We start from the raw sequence: 20735 nt of genomic DNA, 5'->3' as shown, positions 1-20735 counted from the left end.
AGATCTCCAGGAGACGATCGGGCCGGAAACACGGCGAGCCCGTCCAGCCTCCGACCTTCACATCAATGAGAATGCAAGTGACCACCGGGAGTTGTGATGAGGATCAAGGAGCTGTCCGAGCGGACCGGCGTGCCCGCCCGGCTGCTGCGCTACTACGAGGAACAGGGACTCCTCAGCCCGAGGCGCCAGGAGAACGGGTATCGCGACTACGACGAGCCCCTGGTCGCCAGGGTCGAGCAGATCCGCAGTCTGCTGAACGCGGGCATGACGACCGAGATCATCAGAGCGGTGCTGCCCTGCCTCGCCGAAGCGGCGAGTTCCCAATATCCCGCACCGGACTTCGTGAACCGGGTCCGGGAGGAACGCGACCGCATGGCCGCACGCCTGGACAACCTGGCACGCAACCTCAAAGCGATGGACGACTACCTCGCCGCCGTCGCCGAGAAGTGACGGGACGACGGAGACGCACGTCTCTTCGAACCGCCTTGCCTTCTCACTGATGTCAATGTTCGACGCTTGCCGAAGTACCGCATCAGCGGCACGTCGACCCAGGCCACCGGGTACGCCCCGACGGCTCGGCATCAGATGAAGGAACCACTCATGACCACGACCCGGGATCGGACCGCACCGGTCCAGGCGGAACGTCTGCCGCTTCCGGCTCTCCTCGCCCTGTTCACCGCGGGGTTCATCACGACACTGACGGAGGCGCTGCCGGCGGGTGTGCTCCCCCAGATGAGCGAGGCACTCGGAGTGTCCGAGTCGGCGACCGGGCAGACGGTCACCATCTACGCCATCGCCACGTTCCTGACCGCGATCCCGGTCGCGGTCGCCACCAGCCACTGGCCACGCCGGCGCCTGCTGGTGGTCGCGCTCGTCGGCTTCCTGGTCGCCAATCTCGTCACCGCCGTCTCGCTCGACTACACCGTCACGATGGCCGCGCGGTTCATCGCCGGCGCGGCGTCCGGCGTCACGTGGAGCCTGCTCGGTGGATATGCACAGCGCCTCGTCGGTGAAGAACTGAAGGGCCGGGCGATGGCCTTCGCCTTCGCGGGCACCCCGGTCGCGCTGTCACTGGGAGTCCCGCTCGGGGCGTTCCTCGGCCAGGTCGTCGGCTGGCAGCTGACCTTCGGACTCGTCACCGTCCTGTCGGCCCTGCTGGTCCTGTGGACGCTCTGGCAGCTCCCCGACTTCGCGGGGCAGAAGGCTGAGGACCGGATGCCGCTGCACAGGCTCTTCCGCCTGAAGGGACTGCGGACCATCCTGCTGGCCACCGGTCTCTACGTGCTCGCGCACACCATCCTCTACACCTACATCGCACCGGTGCTCGCCGGCGTCGGGCTCGCGGACCAGGTCCAGTGGATCCTGCTCGACTTCGGCATCGCCTCCATCGTCAGCATCTGGCTCACGGGCCTGCTGGTCGACCGGCACCACCGCAAGCTCGTCATCCTCAGCACGGTCTTCTTCGCCGTCGCCGCGGCAGCGCTGTCACTGGCCGCCGCCAACCCGGTGGTGGACTACATCGCCGTCGCCGCGTGGGGTCTCGCCTTCGGTGGCGTGGCCACCCTGTTCCAGTCAGCGCTGATGGCGGCGGCGGGCAAGCACGCCGACGCTGCCCAGCCGATGATGGTGACGACGTGGAACGTAGGCATCGGACTGGGCGGGCTCATCGGAGGACTGCTCCTCGCCGGCCTCGGCACCGAGTCGCTCGTGGTCGCCGTCGTGGTGCTCGTCACGACGACCGTCCTCATCGTGGTCTTCGCCCGCGACCACGCCTTCCCCCAGCAGGCGAATCGCTGACGGTACAAGGGCTCACAAGCCGGAGTACCGCGGGGAGGGTGCGCCGACAACATGTCGGCACACCCTCCCCGTCTCCGATGCTCGGTCCTGAAAGGATGATCGCGATGAGCGACGCCGACATCGACTTCTACCTCGATCCGATCTGCCGGCAGCCGCCACCTCGAGAAATGGCGCTGTCGACACCGGCCATGACCTGACCGAACCGCGGTGCGCCGCCGGCCTGCCCGGCCGACACCGAGTATCGACAGCGGACGACCGGGCTCGTCCCGTGCCAGGCGGATCTTCGTGCTCACGCCTCCGCGGGACCTGCCGACCGGGTCGTCTCGCACCTGCGGGAGGCGACCAGGTCCCATCGGCTTGCCGGCGACGCCGATCGAGCTGTCCGGTTTGCCGTGCCAGGTCACCGGGCCGTCCGGTACTCACCCGGCGAGCGTCCGGCGAACCTCTTGAACGCGGCGCTGAACGCGCTTTCGGTGCGGTAGCCGACGGCCGCGGCGATCGAGGCGACCGTGCCGGTGGTGTCGCGGAGCGTGCGGGCGGCCTGGTTCATGCGCAGGCGGAACAGGTAGTCGAGCGGTGTCACGCCCATCAAGTCCTTGAACCGCAGGAAGAACGTCGACCGCGACATGGCCGCGACGCTCGCGAGTTCGCTCACGGTCCACGGGTGCGCAAGGTCGTCGTGCATCGCCTTCAGCACAGGACCGAACTGCTGGTGTGTGAGCACGTCCGAGGTGTGGTCGCGCAGCACTTGGAGCAGGAGCACCTGACAGAGGCGGTCGAGGATCATCCTGCTGCCGTTGTGGACCTCGCTCCTGATGAGCGCGATGGTCGCCGCGACAGTGCCCGCCCGGACGTGGATCACCGGCGGCAGGACCTCCAGCAGCCAAGCAGCTTCCGGATCGCAGGTGAAACCGGCGCCCAGCAAGGTCGTGTCGTGGCCTTCGCCGACCCGGGCCGTGTCGCGCTGCGTGCCGTCCTCGTGGTCGTAGTAGGGCTTCGCGAACACCGACGGGATGCTCGGGTCCGCGGCGATCCGGTACGGCCGCCTTCCGGCGATGACGTAACAGTCGCCCTGCTCGGCCCAGAAGCTCTGCCCGGCCACCGCGACGTGCGCGCGCCCCTGGATGACGACCTCCACCCGCAGGTCCAGCAGTCCGACGAAGTGCAGCGCCCACCGTCCGCCCGCGTGCAGGGGCGTCGCGACGGCCCAGTTCACGCTCAGCGTGGACAGCAGGTGCTCCAGCGGGTTCAAGCTCGGACTCTCCCAACAGGACGGCGGACTCTGACGACGGCGGCTGCTGCCCTTGCGTGGTTAGCGTAGGACCAAACGAATGAAGGAGATCGTGATGGACCGCGGGAACTTGTTGCTCGTGCACGGTGCTTGGCACGGAGCTTGGTGCTGGGACCTGCTCGTTCCCGAACTGGAGGCCCGCGGCTGGACGACCTCGGTGCTCGACCTGCCGAGCGCCTCGGGATCACCGGCCCACGGCGTGCGCGAGGACGCGGAGGTCGTGCGCGAGGCGATCGAGGCCCTGAACGGCCCGGTGACCGTGCTGGCCCACTCCTACGCCGGTGTGCCGGTGGGGCAGGCCGCGGGGTCCGCGGACCGGCTGATCTACCTGGCCGCGCACGCGCTCGAGCCGGGTGAGTCCGTGGTGTCGCCACTGGGCGGTCCCTGGTACGAGGCGGGGACCAAGCTGCTGGACGTGCCCGAGCCCGCCCGCGACCTGCTGTTCGCCGACGTGCCTGACAGCCTGGCCTCCTGGGCCGTGGGGCGGCTGCGTCCGCAGAGCGCGCGCTCGTTCGAGGAACCGGTGACCGCGGCAGCGTGGCAGACCGTGCCGACCACGTCGATCCTGTGCGCGGACGACGTGATCTTCCCGCCGGTGTTCGCGGACCGGCTTCGGGCACGCGGTGCGCTGGAACTGCCGGGGTCGCACTCGCCGTTCCTGTCACGGCCCGCCGAACTGGCGGCCCTGATCAGTTCAACAGGATGATCGCGGACGCGATCAGCACCAGCACCTTCACATCTTCGAGCGCGATAAAGGCCTGTGGGGTGCCAAACACGGCCCGATAGGCCTGACCTGCACATCAAGCCGCCTCAGGTCCGCACTTGTTGGTCAAGCCGCCGAGGCAGTCCTGCCGCCCGTACTCGCGCAGCGCGTGTCACATATGGGCCTGACTCCAGATCAGCTCGGCGAAGCCGCTTGCTGAACACGGCGAACACGCTGGCGTTCGTCGCGGGCGCACTGGGAGACGCGGTGGCCGGCGCTTCCGGCGGCGCCGTCGGCACGGCGTTCGGAGCCGTCGGCACGGCGTTCGGAGCCGTCGGTGGCACGCTGGGTCCGCTGGTGCAGGCCGTGCTCAACACCAGGTAGTGCCGGGGTACGCGGACCGGCACTACCTGGTGTTCGAGCCCGGCGGCGGATCAGTCCGAGACCACGCTCGCCTCGATTGACGCGGGGCGCCGCTGTCGGAACTCGTCGCGTTCGGTGTCCGGGATGGTCATCGACTCGGCGAGTACGGCGGCAAGCGCGTCCACCTGGGCGCTGTCGACGTCGGTGTGGAAGAGCCACCGGATGTTCTCGTCGCGCGTGATGAGGTCGATCACCGGCTGCGCGGCCGGTGCCCGGACGTAGCGCACCTGGTCGAGCGGGATGTCCTGCTGGATCTCGGCCTGGTCGAGGAAGGTGTTCGTCCTGGCCACGATGATGCGGCGGTCCGTGACGGCGACCAGTGTCCTGTCCGCGGTCTTGTCCATCGCCGCGGCCAGCATCCCCATCGCTCCGCCGACGATCGACGACAGCGGACCGTCGTCCAGCTGCTCGGGGAAACCGAGGACGCGCAGGACCTCGCCGTCTTCGAAGAGCCATCGCAGGATGCGCAGGTACGGCCCCGATTCCAGGGACGGGGGTCCGCAGAGGACGTCCGGGGTCTCCAGCGCCGGGACCGGCGGGTGCAGGGAGTCGGCGAGGGGCTCGATCCACTCCAGCAGCCGGGCGGAGGACTCGCGGGCCGCTTTCACGTCCTTCCGCTTGCCCGGCAACGGCCACGCGTCGGGCTCGCGCAGTTCGGCGGTGATCCGGAGCTCCCGGACCAGCGCGTCGACGAGGCTCGTCATCTCGGCGAGGGTCGAGTCGAACTCCGCCTGGGTGTCGCGGGCGATGACCTCCGCGTAGTGCGCCTCGCCGGCGTCGTCGCGTCCCGCGGCCCTCGCCCGTGCGGCGCGGAGCGCGTGGTACCCGGTCCACGCGTTGAGAGAGGACAGCAGGGCGTGCACGTCGAAGGCGATGACCTCGGCGTTCGCCTGCAGGTACTCGCGCTGGCCGCGTGCGTCGGCTCGGCTGACCCGGCGGACGTGGTCGCGAACGTTGCCCTGGTAGAGCTCGAGTTGCTTGCGCAGCAACGGTCCGCTGCCCGCGACGTCCTCCCACAGCGACGTCGGGACCGACTCGATCTCGCGCGCCTGGTCGACCGCGCGGTCGACGGCGGCGACGAGTCCGGTCAGCTCGGCCCACTGCTCCTTGCGGATCGTGGTGAGGACCTGGTTGGTCACCGCGAGGGTGGTCCTGACGAGGCTCGAGACCTCGTTCAGCATCATCTCCAACGCCACCATGGCCAGTGCCGGGCCGACCGAGGCCAGCATCGGCGCCTTGCTCACCGCGGTCACGGGGTAGAGGCGGGCCTGAGCCATGCCGCCACCGCGGCCTATCACCGTGCCGAGGAAACCGCCGTCCTTGCCGGCGAGCTTCGCACCGTTGTTCAGAAGAGCCTGCGTCTTTTCGCCCAGCCGGTAGAGCCCCTGCACGCTCGCGAAGGCGGTGCCGACGTTGCCGGTCACGGTCGCCGCGTTCCCGATGGAGGCGAGGATCGCGGAGATCTGCCTGCGGTCGGCGGTCGGCACGATCCCGAAGTCGATCAGGTCGAGCCTCAGTTCCGGCGGAACCTCCCCGGCGAAGACCGCCACCCCGGGGAGCACCTCCACCAGGACCGTCGCCGGATCGTTCTCCTCAGGCTCTGCGGTCTCCACCGAGTCCGAAGGGTCCTGCATCCGTTCTCCTCCCCCGCGTCGGCATCGGGGTGTCGGAGTCTACGGCTAGATGCGTTGCGGCAGAACGAATCCTCAACGGTGTCCTGAATGGCGCCGAAAGTGGACACCGTCCTCAACGGCTTGCGCGCAGCATGCGGAGAGAGCCGAGCGCCGGGGGCAGTTCCCCCGCGCACTCGCCGAGGTATCCGGCGACCAGGTCCGCGGCGGGGTGGTCCTCGACGCCGGTGAACCCGAGTGACCGCAACCGCGCGGCGATGCCGTCGGGCGTGAAGTAGCTGAACACGGGTTCACCGACACCGGCCAGCCGCTCGGCGCGGAGGCGCTGGTGAGCACGTTCCGCGTCGGTGGTCGCGGCCCGCAGGTAGTCGAAGACCACCTCGACCGGCTGCACCTGGCCCGCGATGTAGGCGAGGGTGCTGTGAGCGGCCTCCGGGGTCAGGTAGTAGACGACGCCGAGCCACACGAACGTGGCCGGGAGCGTCCGGCTGAACCCGGCGGCGTCCAGTTCTGGCGCCAGCGCCTGGGATTCGAAGTCGACCGGCACGAACGTCAGCGTGTCGGGGGTGTCGATTCCCGCCACGGCAAGGCGTTCTCGCTTCCACGCCTGCGTCGCGGGGTGGTCGACCTCGAAGACGTGCAGGTCCGGGCGCGGGTTGCGGTAGGCGAAGGTGTCCAGGCCCGCGCCCAGCACCACCACCTGCCGCACACCGGCGGCGACGGCCGCGGTGACGGCGTCCTCGGCGAAGCGGGTCCTGGTGGCGAAGAAGAGACGGCGGGGGCGGTCCGTCACGGCGCCGCTCAGGCGCTCGGTCCCGACCGTGCCCAGGCTCGGCAGCTCGTCCTGGGCGTAGCCGAGCAGACGTGCCGCGAGGGGGTCGTCGAAGATCTTCGGCCGGTCTTCGACCTGGTGGTAGGCGCGGGCGTACGCGGTGATGAGCGCAGTCCGGCTGGGTCCGCCGTTCTCCATGTCCGCGACGCTACTCAGCAAGTCGCGGCGAGGTCAGGTGATCGGGGAAGCACTAGCCTCTCGCGGGTGAGCGAAGCGTGGCACGAGTTCCGTCTTGAGGTGTTCGGCGAGCCTTACCTGGTGTGGCACGAGGGCGCCGACGTCAGTGCGCTGGTCGCCGAGCACGAGCGCCGGCCGGAGCGGGCGGAACGGATGGTGCGCCTCGGTGTCGCCGAACGCGATCACGTCGCGGTCGAGTCGATCGGCGCTCTGGCGCGCGCCGGTCGTGCGCCGTCCGACGCGGCCGACGTGCTGCGGTCCGTTCTTCCGTCTGCAAGCGGCACTTTCCGCGTGCGGACCGCACAGGTGCTGTGCGAGATGACGGGTGACGACGGGTACGTGTCCGAGGTGGCCGCGGTGCTCGAAAGCGGTGGCGGGCACTGGGGCGAACGGATCGACGCGGCCCTGGCTCTTCCACAGCTGCCGCGCACGCCGCGCTCGGTGGCGGCGTTGCACCGCGGCGCGCTCGACCAGGAGTACCTGGTGCGCTACCACTGCGCGAACGGACTGCTCGGCCTGACCAAGCCCGGTCGCGACATCGCGAAGCACAAGGGTTTCGCGTCGGTCAGCGGCGAGGATCCCGCGCGGTGGCGTGCGGTCGCTGACGAGTTCCTCGGAGCGTTCGGTGTGCGGTCCGCCGGAATGCACGGCGACCAGGCGACCTTCGCCGTCGAGCTGGGGCCGGCCGACTACTCCGCGCCGCACCTCCGGGCCGTTCAGGTGCACCTGAACGGCGTGCGGCTGTCCGGACCGGACCAGCTGCACGTGCCGGCGCTGCGCAACATCGGCGTGGACACCAGTTCTCCCGACCACCTGCGCGGCGTGTTGGAGCACCTGGGTTTCGTGGACCTGCCCGAGTCGGTCACGCTCGAGGAAGACGCGACCACGTCCACAGTGGACGCCGTGATCACAGGCCTCGACTTCGACTTCGACGTTGCGCGTTGGCTCTCAACGGACCTGGTGATCGGCGACCAGGCGCGCATCGCGATGGAGATCGGGCCGGCAGATCCGCGCGCACCGCAACTGCGCACGTGCACGCTTTGGCTGGACGGCGCCATCGCGACTCCATACGACAACACGGTGTACGTGCCGCAGTTCGCGCACTCGCTGCGGACGGACGTCGGCCACTACCGGGTGGGGCGATCACCGGACTTCGCGTGCTGGGGTCCCACGACCGACGATCTGTCCGCTGAGCTGCACCCGGACGGTACGCTCGCGTACCGGCTGCGCTCGCAGATCGACGGCGTCGGCGACCGCGAAGGAGCGGTGCAGCTGAGCATCGACGAGATCATCGCGGTTCTGGAGGAGACCGCCGTCGTGCTGGACAGGCCGTGAGGTCATGATCGTCAGTGCGATCGGCCGGTGGATCGAGGCCGACTGTCTCCGGCGCAACAAGGAATGCCCCCAAGACTTTCCCTCTTGTCCACAGTAGACACTGGTGGGCAACTGCGCTCCGCCGCGTCGTTGACACCGATCGTCAGGAAAAGAATCATGGCGACCGCTGGTTCCACCGTTCGAGCCGTGTTCCAGACCGGCTTGGCGCCGCGAGCACGGCCAGTGAGGGGGCTTCGGCATGTCCAATCCTGATGTTCAGGAAATTGTCTCCAGCGCGTTCCGGGAGGTGCTCCGGGTGGCACGTCCGCGTCCTCCACCCCCGCGTCGAGGTCGTCGGTGGTGACGTCGAGCGCATCGATGCCGTCGAGCAATTCCGGCGGGCACGTTGATCCACCGCCGACCACTGCGAGTTTCATCGCCACGCAACTCGTCGTGGAGTGTGGTGGTCGTGTCGACGCACTCGGATGCCGCCGTGCCTTCTCCCGGCGGTCATCCGGTTCGTCGTGACTCGCTGACTGCCGGACCTCGGCACCGACCGTCCAAAATGGAAACAACCGCCCAGTGCCGTCAGGCCTGACCACGATCGGATTTCACCACGCATGGCGATGCACGATGATGGGATCGACGTTCGCGAGGACGTCGTCCGGGCAATGATCGCCGACCAGTTCCCCGCCTGGGCGAGCGAACCGGTCCAGCGGATCGCGTCGGACGGAACCGTGAACACGATCTTCCGAATCGGCGACGAGGCGGCGGCCCGGTTCCTGATCCGGCGACGGACGGTCGACGCAGCCCGCGAGGTCCTGAAGCGCGAAGCCGAAGCCTCCCAACGGTTCGCCGACCAGAGCACGGTCCCGGCGCCCCGCCCGATCGCGATCGGCGAGCCGGCGGAAGGATATCCGCTGCCGTGGGCCGTGCAGACCTGGATTCCCGGGACGATCGCGCCGATCGAGTTCGAAGGGTCCGCAGACTTCTCCCACGACCTCGCCGGCCTGATCACCGCACTGCGAGCCACCGACACCCGGGGCAAGGTGTTCGAAGGCCACAACCGCGGCGGCGACATCCGCGACCACGACGAGTGGGTCGAAGAATGCTTCAAGAACAGCGAGGACCTGCTCGACGTCCCGCACCTCCGCCGCCTGTGGGCCCACTTCCGCGACCTGCCCCGCACCTCGGCGGACGTCATGTCGCACGGCGATCTGCAGCCGCTCAACGTCCTGGTCTCCGACGGCCGGCTGGCAGGCGTCCTCGACACCGGCGGTTTCGCACCGGCTGATCCCGCGCTGGACACCATGTCCGCCTGGTACCTGTTGGGCGACGATTCGCGGGCGATCTTCCGTGAACTGCTGAACTGCGACGACCTGGAATGGGAACGCAGCAAGGCGTGGTCGTTCCAGCAATGCCTCGGTGCGATCTGGTACTACGTCGATTCGAACCCGGTCATGTACCGCATGGGCCGTCTGGCGCTGGACCGGATTGTGGCGAACACGAGGATTTGAGGTGGAGTGCGCCGAATCTCGCCACGGGACTTCGAGCGGCCGGACAGCAGTCGCGCGACGTAGCCGCGCGCTGCTACCGATCCCGCGCTACGTCACCTCCGAGGGAGAACGCGAGCACTTCACCCACTTGATTCTCGGCGCCGGCCAAGAGCGCGGCCGGCCCGGCCCGCTACCTCGACGACCTGGAGCGTCGCGGCGGCAGCGGCTGGGATCTCGGGCACGAGCACTGACCGGTCTCCCGCACCCGGATCAGAACGAGCCCGGCAGGACGAGCACCGCCCACGCTGCGATCGGTCCGAGGGCGACGATGACGCAGGTGTAGGAGATGACCTGACGGTAGAAGCGGTTCCGGTCGACGCCGCGGGCGTTGGCGAGGACCAGTGCGCCGTTGGTGGAGAACGGTGAGACGTCCACGATGGTGGTGGAGATGGCCATGGCTGCGACGACCCCTGCGACGGGCAGTGATCCGGTGAGCAGCAACGGGATCGCCATCGGGATGGTCGCGGTGAGAATGGCCGTCGACGAGGCGAACGCCGAGGTGACGCCGACGATGACGCACAGGACGAGTGCTACGAGCAACGGAGCTCCCAGACCGACCGCTCCGTGTGCGACCCAGTCGATGGTGCCGGAGTGCTCCAGCACGCCCACGTAGGTGACCATGCCGGCGACCAGCAGGATCGTGGGCCAGCTGATGCCCTCGACGGCCTTGCCGAGGTTCGCGCGGTCGAGCAGGGCGAGCACGGCACCGGCGGCCAGGGCCAGGAAACCGATCTGCAGGTGGAAGGCGAGTGCGCCGACGACGAGCCCGACCAGAGCCACGAGCGTGGCGCGCTGGTGCCACGTGACCGTCCTCGTCGTCGGCCTGACCTCGGTGGCGACACCGCCACCGGCAGGTGCACTTCCTCCGCTCGGAGCGTCGTCAACGGCAGGACGGTCGTCGAAGCTCTCCTCGCCGCGGCGGCGGAGCATCACGTAGGTGACGGCGGCGAGGAGCAGGTTGAAACCCAGGCTCGCGAAGAACAACGTCGCGTGGGAGATCGTCAGCCCGGACTTGGCCACGATGCCGTACACCAGCGCGCCGGACACCGCCATCGGCGAGAACGCCCCGGCGTGGGCCCCGCAGATCACCATCATGCCGATCATCAGCGGGCTGATGCGGTAGGTGAAGGCGAAGCTCATCCCGATCGGCACCAGCAGCGCGACGGCCGCCGGGGTGAAGGTGCCCAGCGCGGTCAGCGTGGCCGCCACGAGGAACAGCACCCACGGGACGAGGATCGCGCGGCCTCGTACGAGCCTGATCCCGCCCTGCACCAACAGGTCGATCGTGCCGTTCAGCTTGGCGACGGAGAACAGGTAGGTGACTCCGACGACGGTGATGAACAGCGAGACGGGGAATCCCTCGAAGATCTCCTTGTCCTCGAAGCCGAACACGAAGGTGCCGACGACGAACGACGCGACCAGCGCCAGGATTCCGATGTTGATGGGCAGCATCGTGGCGACGACGAACATGCCGCCCAGAACCAGGATCGCGATCAGCTGTGATGACATCATTGTCCTCTTTGGTCTTGCGGCCGGCCCTGACGCTTCCGTCCGGGCGGGACGGTGCGGGTCAGGAGGCCGACGCGGCGGCCAGTGTCGCGGACGAGATCTCCAAGGGCTCGTCGTCGGGGAGAGCGAGGGTCGCGTCGCCGATGCGACGTGCGGTCCGGGTGACCCCGATCGCGAACAGCCCGTCGCGGATACCCGCGCGGGTCGTCACGACTCCGGCCGGGGTGTCCAGGCGCAGCACCTCGCGCTCGCCGCTCGTGAAGCCGGACAGCACCGTACCCGGCGTGTGCGCCGCGGCGGTGAGTGCGACGCTTCCGGTGATGGCGAGCGCGGGATGGGTCCGTCCCATGGACAACATCCGCACGGTGACGTCCGATCGCCCTGGCCGGCCGGGGCTGACCAGGGCGATCTTGGGGGTGGCCCTGGCGGCCTGGGCGGGGTCGGCGGCGAGACCCATGCGGACCGCCGCGATGCGGCGGATCCGGTCGAGCCGGGCCAGCAGCTCTTCCTGGGCGTCGAGCGCGGACGGCGAGGCGCTGCCGTCCACGCCGACCTCGTCGGCGGGGACGAGGACGACGGGCGCCCCGGCGTCGAGCAGGGTGACGCGCACCCCGTCCACCACGTCGGCGGCGTTGCCCGTGGGCAGCAACGCCCCCGTCGTCCGGCCGGCCGGGTCGACGAACCACAGGTGCACGCCTAGGCCGGGCTGAGCCACCCCGGGATTGTGGTCGCCGCCCTGTTCGGTCACCCGGCCCGAGGGCGTCGGCACCTCGACGACGATCAGCTGGCCGGTGTTGGTGTTGTTGATCCGCACCGTGGTCACCTCGCCGGTGGGCACCACCCAGCCGCGCCGCAGCGCGTAGGGCCCGACGACGGCCGAGCAGTTGCCGCAGTTGCTCGTCCAGTCCACCCGCCCGTCGGCGATGCCGATCTGGGCGAACGTGTACTCGACGTCGATGTCGGGCCGATCGCTCCTGGTGAGGACGACCGCCTTGCTGGTGGTGGAGGTCGCCCCGCCGACGCCGTCGACCTGGCGCGGGTCCGGGCTTCCGTACAGCCGCAGCAGCACCTCGTCGACGCTGCGACCGGGCACCGTGAGCACGTCGCGCTCGAACACCCAGCACTTGCTGGTGCCCCCGCGCATCCACGTCGCCGGTATCTCTCGCACAGTCACTCCTTAGCGGCGGTGGCAACACCGCCGTAACAGCTGGGGAATGACGGCTACCGTGACTCGCATCGAGAGTGAACACAATCACGAGATTCTGAACACCCGTGAAGCTGAGCTTCACGCTCGAAGGGCGCAGAATCCCCCTCATTTGGACGTTGAACGGCCCAAATCCAGGTGAACACCGGTTCTCGGACTGAAGCTAGACTGCACGGAAGTCATGAATCGGTGAAATCGCCGCATCAAAATTCTTCGACGCAGGAGTGCCCATGCTGGACGTCCGACGCCTGGCGCTGCTCGCGGCCGTGATCGACACCGGTTCGATGACCGCCGCCGCGGAACAGCTCGGTTACACCCCGTCCGCGGTCTCTCAGCAGCTGCGACGACTCGAAACGGAGGCCGGTCAACCCCTGCTGCACCGGCAGGCCAGAGGTGTGCGCCCCACCGAGGCGGGAGCCGTGCTGGCCGGCCACGCCCGCCACGTCCTGCGCCGGCTCAGCGCAGCCGAGGCCGACCTCGCCGAACTGGCGGGACTGCGCCGCGGCACCATCGCGGTGGGCGTGTTCCCCACCGTCGCCAGCGCCCTGCTCCCCCAGGTCGTCAGCCGGTTCCGCCGCCAGTACCCCGATCTCCGCCTGGACGTGCGCAGCACCCGGTTCGACGAGCTCGTCGAACTGCTGGAGAACGGCACCGTGGGCATCGCACTGCTGTGGGACTACGAGTGGAACCGGGTCGACGTGGACGACATCTCCCTCACCCCGCTGCTCGACGACCCGACCGTGCTCATCGTCGCCGCCGATCACCGCCTCGCCCGCAAGCGGTTCACCACCATGTCCGAACTCGCCGACGAGGAGTGGATCGTCCGCGCCCACGACCACCCGGTGGCCGAGGTGCTCGAACGCAGCTGCCGCGCGGCCGGCTTCACCCCGAAGATCGCGTTCGAGGCCAACGACTACCAGGAGGCGCAGGCCATGGTCAGCGTCGGACTCGGAGTCGCCCTCGCGCCGAGGACGGCGGTGCGCAACCCGAACCCCGACGTCCGCGTCCTCGCGCTCGGCACCGACGTGCCGGCCCGGCGCGTCCTGCTGGCACACCGCCAGGACCGGCTGCGCGCCCCCGCCGAGCTCGCCATGCACCAGCTCCTGGTCGACGTCGCCCGCGAATACCAGACCAAGCCCTGACCTCCGTCCACAGCGGACCCACGACCAGATGAGCGGTGGGACACCGAGTTCACGCATGAACGCGCGGCGCATCCCTTCGGCGCGTGGCCGCCTAGCTCCGCGGAACCGCCTACCTGAAGCAGGTTTCAGGTTGGGGCGCCCCGATTTTTGCGGCTCCGGGCCTTTCCGTGGTGGACTTCGGTCATCACCGGTCGGGGGGTCGGTGGGTGAGGACCGGGGGGTCACAGGTGAAGATCTTTACCACGGGGTTCCGCCATGGCACGGCGACGGCGATCACCGCGTTGTTGTTGCTGACGGGAGCGGCTCCATCGGCTTCCGCGCCACCGCCGTCATCTGCAGTCCAGCCGAACTCGGTGCCGCCGGCGCTACCACCTGGCACCCAGCCGCCGCGGGACACCGGCGGGCCGGACGTGCCGTACACACCCACCGGCAAGGGATGCGTCGAGTCCGACACCAAGAACGAGCTGATCGAGTACATGCCGTGGGGCCAGGTTCACCTGAACCTCCAGCAGGCACACCGGTTCGCGACCGGCAAGGGCGTCAAGATCGCGATCATCGACACGGGGGTCGACCCGCGCAACCCTCGCTTCGCCGGCCGGGTCGTGCCCAGCGGTGAGTACGTCAGCGGGAACAGGAACGGCGCGGACGACTGCGACGGCCACGGCACCGAGGTGGCCGGCGTCGCCGCGGCGGCCAAGACCGAGGGCGACTTCGTCGGCGCCGCACCGGAGGCGACGATCCTCGCGATCCGCCAGACCAGCGACCGCTTCGAGTTCAAGGGTGACGCCACCAGGGACAAGCGGACGTCCGCCGGCAAGGTCTCGACGCTGGCACAGGCCGTCGTGCGCGCCGCGGACCAGGGCGCAGGGGTCGTCAACATCTCCCTGACGAACTGCGGCCTCCCCAAGGACTTCAGCGCGGACGACCGGGCGCTGCAGGCCGCGATCCGGTACGCGGTCGACGTCAAGAACACCGTGATCGTGACGGCGGCCGGCAACCTCGACAGCAAAGCCGGCTGTCCGCTGCAGAACAACAACCTGGACCCGGCGACCGTCAACTCGGTCTCGTCGCCCGCGTGGTTCGCCGACGACGTGCTGTCGGTGGCGTCGATGGCGCGCTCCGGTGAGGTGTCGGGCTTCAGCGTCTGGGGACCCTGGGTCAGCATCGCCGCACCCGGTGAGGAGATCATCTCCGTCGACCCCAAGGGCACCGGCCTGACCAACGCGAACGTGAAGGCCGACGGCGTGGGAAAGATCCAGGGGACGAGTTTCGCCGCCCCGTACGTCGCGGGTATCACCGCGCTCGTGCGCGAGCGGTTCCCAGACCTCAAGGCGCGCCAGGTGATGGACCGGCTCAAGGCCACCGCGCTGCACCCCGGCAACACGTCCGGCAGGGACCACCGGATCGGCTACGGCATGGTGAACCCGGTGGCCGCACTGACCGCGGTGCTGCCCTCCGAGTCCACGGGTTTCTCCAGTCCGCCGCCCAGGGACCTGGTCACGACCATCAGCGCGCCGCCGGACCGCGACTGGCCGCCGATCATCGCGGCCCTGAGCGGCATCAGCATCGGCTTCGGGCTGCTGATGCTGACGTTGCTCGTCCTCAACTCGATCAACCGCAGACGTCGTGCCGAACCCGGAGGACGAGTCGGCCCACGCCGAACCTCAGCCACCCCGAAGACCCGCGGGGTGCCACCTTCGGCGACGTGAACCTGCGCGGCATCCAGGCCTGACCTCTCGGCTCGGCCACGCCGGGACGCCGACGCGCTACAGGTCCGCGAGCGCCGACTTCGGGTTCTCGACGCAGTCGGCGACGAACCGGAGGAAGCCACCCGCCGTGCCGCCGTCGCACACCCGGTGGTCGAAGACGAGCGACAGCTGCACGATGTGGCGCACCGCGATCTCTCCGTCGACCACCCACGGTCGCGGCAGGATGCGTCCCATGCCGAGGATCGCGACCTCGGGGTGGTTGATGATCGCGGCGCTGCCGTCGACGCCGAGCACGCCGTAGTTGTTCAGGGTGAACGACCCGGACGTGAGTTCCGCGGCGGTGGCGGTGCCCTCGCGGGCGGCGGCGGTGAGCCTGCGGATCTCGGTGTCGAGGCCGCGCATGCTCAGACGGTGCGCGTCCTTCACCGCCGGGACGACGAGACTGCGGTCGGTCTGCGCCGCCAGGCCGAGGTTCACGCCGTCGAGGTGGGCGATCTCGCCGCGTTCGGTGTCCACGCGGGAGTTCAGCTCGGGGAAGCGGGCGAGCCCCGCCACGACGAACCGCGCGACCATCGCGAGAACGCCTGGCGCCGCACCGGTTTCCTTGAGTTCGGCGCGGAGTTCCAGCAACGCCGTGGCGTCGACGTCGACCCACGTCGTCGCTTCGGGGATCTCGGTCCGGCTGCGGGTCAGCGTGGCGGTGACCGCCTTGCGCATGCCCGTCAACGGCACTCGGGTGCGGATCGGCAGACCCGTGCGCTGGTCCGCACCGCTCGCCGGCTCCGGCACGTCAGGCGTGGGCGCAACCAGCTCGGGCACGACGGCGGCGGCCTCGACGTCGCGGCGGGTGATCAGGCCACCGGGTCCGGTACCGATCAGCGCGGTGAGGTCGACGCCGCTGTCGCGGGCGAGGCGGCGCACGATCGGCGACTGCACGGCCGGGCGTTCCCCGTTGCGCACCAACGGAACAGCGGCCGCGCGTTCGCCACTGCCCGCTGTCACAGCGGCCTTCCGGCGGCGGCGTGACGACTTCGCCTCGGAAGTCCCGTAACCGATCAGGACGTTGCCGGACCCGGCACGCTCTTCCTCCACACAGGACTCAGCGGTGGACGCGCCTGCGCCGACGGAGATCAACGGCGAACCGACCTGGAGCGTGTCGCCCTCCGCACCGTGCAGCCGTGCGATCACGCCGCCGAACGGTGAAGGCACCTCGACCATCGCCTTGGCCGTCTCGACCTCCGCCACGGGCTCGTCCACGGAGATGGCGTCGCCGGTCTTGACGAGCCACCGGAGCAGCACGGCCTCGGTCAGTCCCTCGCCCAGGTCGGGCAGGTCGAACACCTGCGTGCTCATGCGGCGTCCTCCCACTGCAACGTGTCGACGGCGTCGAGGATCCGGTCCACGCCGGGCAGGAAGTGGTGCTCCAGCTTCGGTGCGGGGTAGGGCACGTCGAAACCGGTGACGCGGCGGACCGGCGCTTCCAGGTGGTGGAAGCAGCGCTCCCCCACCCGTGCGGCGATCTCCGAGGCCACCGAGGCGAAGCCTGGTGCCTCGGCGATCACGACCGCACGGCCGGTCCTGCGGACCTCGGCGCACACGGTCTCGTCGTCGAACGGGACGATGGAGCGCAGGTCGACCACGCCCAGGTCCCTGCCCTCGGTGGCGGCCTGCTCGGCGGCGGCCAGCGCCACCGGCACGGACGGGCCGTAGGCGATCAGCGTGGCGTCCCTGCCGGGGCGCCGGACCACCGCGCGGCCGATCGGCGGCACGGGCACCGTCACGTCGACCTCCTCGCGGGCGAAGTAGTGCTTCTTGGGCTCCAGGAAGACGACCGGGTCGGAACCGGCGATCGCCGCACGCAGCAGGCCGTAGGCGTCGGCGTTGGTGGCCGGTGCCAGGACGGTGAGACCGGGAGTGTGGGCGTAGTAGGCCTCGGACGAGTCGCAGTGGTGCTCCACTCCCCCGATGCCGCCCGCGTAGGGGATGCGGATGACCATCGGCAGCCGCACCTTGCCGCGCGTGCGGTTGCCCAGCTTCGCGACGTGACTGACGATCTGCTCGAACGCGGGATACGCGAAGGCGTCGAACTGCATCTCGACGACCGGGCGCATGCCGTTCATGGCCATGCCCACCGCCATGCCGACGATGCCGGACTCGGCCAGCGGGGTGTCGAAGACCCGGCTCTCGCCGAACTCGCGGTGCAGCCCGTCCGTCACCCGGAACACGCCGCCCAGCTGGGCCACGTCCTCGCCGAACACCACGACGGAGTCGTCCTCGGCGATGGCGTCCCGCAGCGCGGCGTTGATCGACTGCGCCATCGTCATCTTCTCGGCGCCCATCAGGCCTCCTCGGAGTCGAGCTCGGCCCGCAGACCCGCGCGCTGTTCCACCAGTTGCGGGGTGGGGGTGGAGTAGACGTGGGCGAAGATCTCCTCGGGGTCGAGGGACGTCTCGGCACCGACACCGGCGCGGACCGCGGCCGCCATCTCCTCCGCGGCGGCGTGGATCTCCTGATCACGTGCGTCGTCGAGCGCGCCGATCCCCGTCAGGTAGGTCCGCACCCGCGACAACGGGTCGCGCGGAAGCCACTCGGTGACCTCGTCGTCGGCGCGGTAGCGGCTGGCGTCGTCGGCGTTGGTGTGCGACTCGATGCGGTAGGTGTCCGCCTCGACCAGCGTCGGTCCCCCGCCCGCGCGGGCACGGTCGACGGCCTCGCCGAGCACCTTCTCGAGCACCGGCAGGTCGTTGCCGTCGACGCGGACGCCGGGCATGCCGTAGCCGATCGCCTTGGCCGCCAGCGAGGGCGCAACCGACTGGCGCGCGAGAGGAACGGAGATCGCGTACTTGTTGTTCTGCACGAAGAAGACGACCGGTGCCTTGAAGACGGCGGCGAAGTTGCAGGCCTCGTGGAAGTCGCCCTCGCTCGTCGCGCCGTCCCCGCACAGCGCCATCACGACGGTGTCCTCGCCCTTGAGACGGGCCGCGTGGGCGACGCCGACCGCGTGCAGCAGCTGCGTGGCCAGTGGCGTGGCCTGAGGCGCGACCTTGTGCTCGTTCGGGTCGTAGCCGCAGTGCCAGTCGCCGCGCAACAACGTGAGCACCTCGACCGGGTCCACCCCGCGAGCGGCGATCGCGGCCGTGTCGCGGTAGGTCGGGAACAGCCAGTCGCCCTCCGAGAGAACGGACGCGCACGCCACCTGGCAGGCCTCCTGCCCGCGCGAGGACGGGTAGACGGCCAACCGTCCCTGCCGGACCAGCGCACCGCACTGTTCGTTCAGCCTGCGGGCGAACACCAGCTTGCGGTACCCCTCCAGCAGGGCCTCGGCGTCGGGTTTCGACGCTCCCCTGACCAGGCGGCCGTTCTGGTCCAGCAGCCGGGCCGGGGTGATGGCCGCCTTGAGCTGACCGGCACTCATCCGCACCTCCACGAGGAGTTACACCTAGCCCGAATGTTGCCTACATTGGTGGCCGATCGGCTAGATCCACGCGTGAGAGCGAGACGATTGACTTCACGCCTCGATTCAGCCGGTTCAGTTGGACCTCCACACCGCCCTTTTGCCCCCAGGAGTGAGACACGTGAACGCGGAGCTGGACGAGATCGACCGCCGGATCCTCGCCGAACTGGAGGCGGACGGCCGGTTGTCGGGGCGCGCGCTGGCCGAACGCGTGACCATCTCCCGCGCGAACGCCTACGCCCGGTTCGAGCGCCTCATGGCGGACGGGGTGATCACCGGCTTCACCGCGCGGGTGGACCCGGTGAAGGTCGGGCTGACGACGTCCGCGTACGTGGCGATGACGGTGCGGCAGAACAACTGGAGGGATCTGCAGGCGCAGCTGCGCGCCATCCCCGAAGTGCGGCACATGGCGCTCATGGGCGGCGAGTTCGACGTGATGCTGCTCGTCAGGGCGGCGGACAACGACGCCCTGCGCCGCGTCGTGCTGGAGCAGCTGCAGAACATCCCCGGAGTGCTGTCGACCAAGACGTTCCTGATCTTCGAGGACGTCGACAACCCCGCCTCGCGTCACCTCGGGTAGCAGCGGGCACCGGTGTCAGCGGTGAGCCGACCTTTCAGTTGGCGGTGGAGCAGGTCACGGCCGGGCGAGCGGGGTCAGGACCGGCGGCGACGAACCCGAACGAGGTGGTTCCCCCGGCGGCGAGCACGGCGTTGTGGCCGGCGTTGGTGACGGTCACCGCGGTCGCGTTCTGGGCCAGGGTGCCGTTCCACAGGTTGCCGATGGTGTGGCCGGCAGCCGGCTGCCACGTGATGGTCCAGCCGGTCAGGCCGTCCGGGCTGGTGTTGCGCACGGTCACCTCGACCTGGTAGCCGCCCGGCCACGAGTTGGTCACCTCGTAACGGGCATCGCAGGCGGCCGCGGTCGTAACCGTGGTCGTCGCCGTGGTGGAGTTGGTCTGGGCGCTGCTGCTGGGCTGGTCGCCCTGCACGAAGGTACCGATCACGACACCGGCGGCGACCAGGACGGCCGCACCGGCGACCATCGCGATCACCCGGCGTGGCAGGTGGCGGCGGGTGAGCAGCATCCGCGTCCCGCTCTTCGGGGGTCCAGCGGGCAGCGGCAGTCCCTCCGCGACCGCCGCGAGCAGCTTGTGGGCCTCGGCCATCGTCGGGCGTTGGGCCGCGTCACGATGCAGGAGGCGCACGAGCACGTCGCCGAGCGGGCCACCTGACCGTGGCGGCTCGAACTCCCCCCGGACCACGCGTTGCAGGAGCGCGTAGGGGTTGTCGTCCACACCGAACGGCGGCGTGCCCTCCAGCGCCGCGTAGAGGGTCGCGCCGAGGGAGAACACGTCCGAGGCGAACGTCGCCGCCTCGCCCGCCGCCACCTCCGGCGCCAGGAAGGCCGGCGTGCCGACGATCAGGCGGGCGTCGGTCACCGTGCCCTCGCCGACCGCGCGGGCGATGCCGAAGTCGGTGATCTTCGCGATGCCGTCCTCGGCCAGCAGGACGTTGAACGTCGAGACGTCCCGGTGCACGATGCCCTCTGCGTGCGCCGCCGCCAGCGCGGCGGCGACCTGCCTGCCCACGGCCGCGACCACACCCGGCGGCAGCGCGCCCCGTTCGGCGATCAGCGCCGCGAGGCTGCGGGAGGGCAGGTACTCCAGCACGAGACAGGGCTTGCCGTCGTGCTCGACGACCTCGAACACGCTGATCGCGTGCGGGTGCCGCAGCCGACCCGCGACCCGGCCCTCGCGCAGCATCTGCGCCACCGCGTCCGGGGACCGCCGGTCCGTGTTGAGCAGCTTGACCGCGACCACGCGGTCGAGCTGCTCGTCGCGCGCCTGCCAGACCACCCCCATGGATCCTTGCCCGATCCACGACACCAGCCGGTACCGCCCGGCGATGACCTCACCCTCATCTGGCACATGCCGACGCTACTTGGCTGAGCCGACCATCGGCCACCTTCGACTTCGCGCGGGCCACAGCAGGG

At 69.8% G+C, this 20735-nt stretch carries 18 protein-coding genes; 9 read left to right on the top strand and 9 right to left on the bottom strand.

Annotated elements, in window-relative coordinates; translation table 11 throughout:
- Positions 1 to 96: 96 nt before the first annotated feature.
- Positions 97 to 450, top strand: coding sequence for a MerR family transcriptional regulator (locus tag ACSHWB_RS34940; RefSeq protein ID WP_439657562.1), 354 nt, complete (start codon positions 97 to 99; stop codon positions 448 to 450).
- A 150-nt stretch (positions 451 to 600) separates the two neighbouring features.
- Positions 601 to 1797, top strand: a complete 1197-nt coding sequence (locus ACSHWB_RS34935; protein WP_439657561.1) for an MFS transporter — start codon at positions 601 to 603, stop codon at positions 1795 to 1797.
- A gap of 400 nt (positions 1798 to 2197) precedes the next feature.
- Here the strand turns inward: ACSHWB_RS34935 and ACSHWB_RS34930 are convergent, their stop codons facing one another.
- The gene (locus tag ACSHWB_RS34930; RefSeq protein WP_439657560.1) at positions 2198 to 3049 is read right to left on the bottom strand and encodes an AraC family transcriptional regulator; all 852 of its coding nucleotides are present in this window, start codon (positions 3047 to 3049) and stop codon (positions 2198 to 2200) included.
- Positions 3050 to 3143: 94 nt separating this feature from the next.
- Between ACSHWB_RS34930 and ACSHWB_RS34925 the strand changes: the two genes are divergently transcribed.
- The gene (locus tag ACSHWB_RS34925; RefSeq protein ID WP_439657559.1) at positions 3144 to 3794 is read left to right on the top strand and encodes an alpha/beta fold hydrolase; all 651 of its coding nucleotides are present in this window, start codon (positions 3144 to 3146) and stop codon (positions 3792 to 3794) included.
- A gap of 210 nt (positions 3795 to 4004) precedes the next feature.
- A complete protein-coding gene (locus tag ACSHWB_RS34920) occupies positions 4005 to 4175 on the top strand; it encodes a hypothetical protein (RefSeq protein WP_439657558.1) in 171 nt (56 codons plus the stop codon).
- A 50-nt stretch (positions 4176 to 4225) separates the two neighbouring features.
- Here the strand turns inward: ACSHWB_RS34920 and ACSHWB_RS34915 are convergent, their stop codons facing one another.
- Both ACSHWB_RS34915 and ACSHWB_RS34910 read right to left on the bottom strand, forming a co-directional pair.
- A complete protein-coding gene (locus tag ACSHWB_RS34915) occupies positions 4226 to 5848 on the bottom strand; it encodes a hypothetical protein (RefSeq protein ID WP_439657557.1) in 1623 nt (540 codons plus the stop codon).
- A 112-nt stretch (positions 5849 to 5960) separates the two neighbouring features.
- Positions 5961 to 6815: a class I SAM-dependent methyltransferase gene (locus ACSHWB_RS34910; RefSeq protein WP_439657556.1), complete on the bottom strand. Its 855-nt coding sequence runs from the start codon at positions 6813 to 6815 to the stop codon at positions 5961 to 5963.
- Between the two features lie 66 nt (positions 6816 to 6881).
- Here ACSHWB_RS34910 and ACSHWB_RS34905 point away from each other — a divergent pair, with 66 nt between their 5' ends.
- Both ACSHWB_RS34905 and ACSHWB_RS34900 read left to right on the top strand, forming a co-directional pair.
- Positions 6882 to 8189, top strand: a complete 1308-nt coding sequence (locus ACSHWB_RS34905) for a hypothetical protein (protein ID WP_439657555.1) — start codon at positions 6882 to 6884, stop codon at positions 8187 to 8189.
- Between the two features lie 605 nt (positions 8190 to 8794).
- Positions 8795 to 9685 carry an aminoglycoside phosphotransferase family protein gene (locus ACSHWB_RS34900; protein ID WP_439657554.1) on the top strand — a complete coding sequence of 297 codons (891 nt, stop codon included), beginning with the start codon at positions 8795 to 8797 and terminating at the stop codon, positions 9683 to 9685.
- A gap of 249 nt (positions 9686 to 9934) precedes the next feature.
- Here ACSHWB_RS34900 and ACSHWB_RS34895 read toward each other — a convergent pair whose 3' ends face one another.
- Entirely contained in the window at positions 9935 to 11236 is a 1302-nt protein-coding gene (locus tag ACSHWB_RS34895) for an SLC13 family permease (protein WP_439657553.1), read from the bottom strand.
- 58 nt (positions 11237 to 11294) lie between these two features.
- Positions 11295 to 12401 (bottom strand): PrpF domain-containing protein, encoded by a 1107-nt coding sequence (locus ACSHWB_RS34890; RefSeq protein ID WP_439657552.1) that lies wholly within the window; start codon positions 12399 to 12401, stop codon positions 11295 to 11297.
- Between the two features lie 266 nt (positions 12402 to 12667).
- On the opposite strand from ACSHWB_RS34890, the gene ACSHWB_RS34885 reads away from it, so the two are divergent.
- On the top strand, positions 12668 to 13579 hold the full coding sequence (locus tag ACSHWB_RS34885; RefSeq protein ID WP_439657551.1) for a LysR substrate-binding domain-containing protein: 912 nt from the start codon (positions 12668 to 12670) through the stop codon (positions 13577 to 13579).
- Positions 13580 to 13806: 227 nt separating this feature from the next.
- A complete protein-coding gene (gene mycP / locus ACSHWB_RS34880; protein WP_439657550.1) occupies positions 13807 to 15288 on the top strand; it encodes a type VII secretion-associated serine protease mycosin in 1482 nt (493 codons plus the stop codon).
- 57 nt (positions 15289 to 15345) lie between these two features.
- Here the strand turns inward: mycP and ACSHWB_RS34875 are convergent, their stop codons facing one another.
- From ACSHWB_RS34875 to pdhA, 3 genes are read right to left on the bottom strand one after another with little or no spacing between them, the layout of a single operon-like run.
- Positions 15346 to 16641, bottom strand: a complete 1296-nt coding sequence (locus ACSHWB_RS34875) for a dihydrolipoamide acetyltransferase family protein (RefSeq protein ID WP_439657549.1) — start codon at positions 16639 to 16641, stop codon at positions 15346 to 15348.
- On the bottom strand, positions 16638 to 17627 hold the full coding sequence (locus ACSHWB_RS34870) for an alpha-ketoacid dehydrogenase subunit beta (RefSeq protein WP_439657548.1): 990 nt from the start codon (positions 17625 to 17627) through the stop codon (positions 16638 to 16640). Before ACSHWB_RS34870 ends, ACSHWB_RS34875 begins: the two co-directional genes overlap by 4 nt.
- Positions 17627 to 18703 (bottom strand): pyruvate dehydrogenase (acetyl-transferring) E1 component subunit alpha, encoded by a 1077-nt coding sequence (gene pdhA, locus ACSHWB_RS34865; RefSeq protein ID WP_439657547.1) that lies wholly within the window; start codon positions 18701 to 18703, stop codon positions 17627 to 17629. Before pdhA ends, ACSHWB_RS34870 begins: the two co-directional genes overlap by 1 nt.
- A gap of 160 nt (positions 18704 to 18863) precedes the next feature.
- On the opposite strand from pdhA, the gene ACSHWB_RS34860 reads away from it, so the two are divergent.
- Positions 18864 to 19322 carry an Lrp/AsnC family transcriptional regulator gene (locus ACSHWB_RS34860; RefSeq protein ID WP_439657546.1) on the top strand — a complete coding sequence of 153 codons (459 nt, stop codon included), beginning with the start codon at positions 18864 to 18866 and terminating at the stop codon, positions 19320 to 19322.
- A 34-nt stretch (positions 19323 to 19356) separates the two neighbouring features.
- Here ACSHWB_RS34860 and ACSHWB_RS34855 read toward each other — a convergent pair whose 3' ends face one another.
- Entirely contained in the window at positions 19357 to 20670 is a 1314-nt protein-coding gene (locus ACSHWB_RS34855) for a protein kinase domain-containing protein (RefSeq protein WP_439657545.1), read from the bottom strand.
- Between the last annotated feature and the right edge of the window lie 65 nt (positions 20671 to 20735).

The organism is Lentzea sp. HUAS TT2, from assembly GCF_051853195.1.
Classification (GTDB): domain Bacteria; phylum Actinomycetota; class Actinomycetes; order Mycobacteriales; family Pseudonocardiaceae; genus Lentzea.
The sequence above is the reverse complement of the archived record's forward strand: the minus strand, read 5'-3'. Positions and strand labels throughout refer to the sequence as shown.